Raw genomic sequence first — 2,546 nt, 5'->3', positions numbered from 1 at the left:
CGGCCCCCGGCCAACTCCACCAGCCACGTCCCGTCCGGGTGGTCGCGCGCCGACCGCGCCGCGACCTCCAGCGCCAGCCGCGTCTTGCCGACCCCGCCGGGCCCGGTGAGCGTCACCAGCCGCTCGCCGCGCAGCGCCGCCCGGACGGCGGTGACGTCCCGCTCCCGCCCGACCAGGTCCCCGAGGACGGCGGGCAGGTTGCCCGGTCCGGGAACGGGGACGGGGACGGCCGGGACGGACGCTTCCGCAGGCGGCCTCAGCGTGTTCGACTGCCGCAGGATCGACCGGTGCAGCGCGGCCAGTTCGGGACTGGGATCGACGCCCAGCTCATCGGCGAGGAGCCGCCGCAGCGCCTCGTAGTCGGCCAGCGCCTCGGCCTGCCGGCCGGCCCGGTACAGCGCGAGAATGTGCGCCGCGCGCAGCCGCTCTCGCAGCGGATGCCGGGCGACCACCTCGCCCAGGACCGGAAGCTCCCCGGCTTCCAGACGCGCCTCCGCCTGCTCCTCGATCGCGGCGAGCCGGGCTTCCTCCAGACGCGTCCCGGTCGCTTGCAGAACGGCTGCGTTGTCGAACTCGGCGTACGCCTGACCGCGCCAGAGCGCCAGCGCCTCGTCGAACAGTTTCGCTCGTGCGCGCGCGTCCTGTTCGTCTCGTGCGCGTTGGGTCAGGTCGATGAACTGCTTCGCATCCGTGGCGTCCACCGTCAGCACGTAACCAGGTGGCTGGGAGCGGATGAGCGCGCGGCCGCCCGGCTCGGCGTCCTCCAGCACCTTTCGAAGCTGCGACACCCGCGCCTGCAACGTCCCGAGGGGATTGCGCGGTGGACGGTCCCCCCACAGCGCCTCGACGAGCCGATCGGACGACACGACGTCGCCCTCGGCGGCCAGGAGCACCGCGAGCAGCATCCGCACCTTGGCCTCGGGCACCCGGACGGCCTCGCCACCGTCCGTCCACACCGCGAGCGGCCCGAGCACCCCGAAACGCATGAACCCACCCTACGGACGAACCCGTAGTGCCCCCGAAGGGATTCCGTAGCGCCCCGCCCGAAGCTGAGGCCATCCCAAGAGAACAAGGAGAAACACCATGTCGGTGACCGTCATCGGACTCGGCTCCATGGGCACGCGGATGGCCGAGGTCTTCCTGGAGAAGGGCCACGCCGTCACGGTCTGGAACCGGACGGCGGCCAGGGCCGAACCCCTCGTCGCCAAGGGCGCGGCCCTCGCGCCGTCCGCCGCCGAGGCCCTCGCCGCGAACGAGCTGGTCGTCCTCAGCCAGACCCACTACCAGGCGATGTACGATTCGCTGCGGGGCGCCGAGGACGCGCTGGCGGGACGCGTCCTGGTCAACCTCAGCTCCGGCAGCCCGGACGAGGTGCGCGAGGCCGCCAAGTGGGCGGAGGCGCACGGCGCGCACCTGCTGGCCGGCGGCATCATGGTCCCGGTCCCCGGGATCGGCACGCCCGCCGCCGAGACCTACATCGCCGGGTCCGAGGCGCTCCTCGAACGGCACCGCGCGACCCTCGCCGCCATCAGCGACACCGCCTACGTCGGCGCGGACCCGGGCCTCGCGGCGCTCTACTACCTCGCCGGGTTCTACCTGTTCGCCGCGACCATGGGCGCGTTCATGCAGGCCGCGGCCCTGGTGGCCAGCGCGGGCGTCTCGCCCCGCGACTACGGCGAGGTCGCCGCGGCCATCGTCCGCAGCATCGGCGAGGACGGGCCGATGGGCTTCGTGAAGATCTCGTCCGCGCAGATGGCCGACCACGTCTACCCGGGCGTCGCGGACACCGTCCACATGGAGGCCGTCAGCGTCGGCCACGTGATCGAGGCCGCCCGTGCCGCCGGCGTGGACGCGACCATGCCCGAGGCCCTCAAGGCGGTCTTCGACCGCGCCGTCGAAGCGGGCCACCGCGACGAGGGCCTCGGCGCGGTGTACGAGATCGTGCGCGCCTCGGACGCCCCGGCCTGACCCTCCGCGTGCCGCCTCGTGGTCCGCGGACCGCGAGGCGGCCGGTGGTGCGGGAGATGCCTGAAAGAACGCCAGTGACGGATTTACACGCGTGGGACGATTTGCGAAGCTGATTCACATGACGTCCCGCCGATCGGAGCAGTCATGGCAGCCTCGTTCTGTTTCTCTCCCGAGCAGTTCCTCATTGACGCGCGGACGACGGCCGACGCCATCGGCGCGCCCTACTCCGAAACGGTGACGCGGGCGGTTCTCGACGCCTATCCGGACGGGTTCCGGAACGGAGCGGTGCTCTGGCGGACCACCGACCGCCCCGGCGCGCCGCTCAACTACCGCTTCTACGAACGGCGGCGCACCGACACGGTCGGCGCCGCCGTCCGCGCCGGGCTGCTGGCCGCCGAACCGCCTTACCCTGGCCGCATCGTGCTGCTCAACGACGAGATGGGGGCCAAGCGGGTCAGCGGCAGCTTCCCGAGCAAAGACCCGCAGGCAGTACTGAACGCGTTGCAGGCGGTATTGGGCTTCGAACAGCACAGCCTGCTGGGGCGAATGATCGTGGTGCGCTGATTACTTCAGCGCGG

Annotated in this window: 3 protein-coding genes; 2 read left to right on the top strand and 1 reads right to left on the bottom strand. The window is 72.2% G+C overall.

Going from position 1 to position 2,546, the window contains the following annotated elements:
* Window positions 1-986, bottom strand: a 986-nt coding sequence (locus tag AB0J52_RS35880) for an AfsR/SARP family transcriptional regulator (protein ID WP_500187372.1), incomplete at its 3' end; no start/stop codon positions are given.
* A gap of 97 nt (window positions 987-1,083) precedes the next feature.
* On the opposite strand from AB0J52_RS35880, the gene AB0J52_RS35875 reads away from it, so the two are divergent.
* Window positions 1,084-1,968, top strand: a complete 885-nt coding sequence (locus tag AB0J52_RS35875; protein ID WP_500187371.1) for an NAD(P)-dependent oxidoreductase — start codon at window positions 1,084-1,086, stop codon at window positions 1,966-1,968.
* Window positions 1,969-2,112: 144 nt separating this feature from the next.
* Entirely contained in the window at window positions 2,113-2,532 is a 420-nt protein-coding gene (locus AB0J52_RS35870; RefSeq protein WP_500187370.1) for an aromatic prenyltransferase, read from the top strand.
* Window positions 2,533-2,546 lie beyond the last annotated feature (14 nt).

Origin of the sequence: Spirillospora sp. NPDC049652, from assembly GCF_040675125.1 — a bacterium.
GTDB lineage: Bacteria > Actinomycetota > Actinomycetes > Streptosporangiales > Streptosporangiaceae > Spirillospora.
This window is presented reverse-complemented; position numbering and strand designations above follow the sequence as displayed.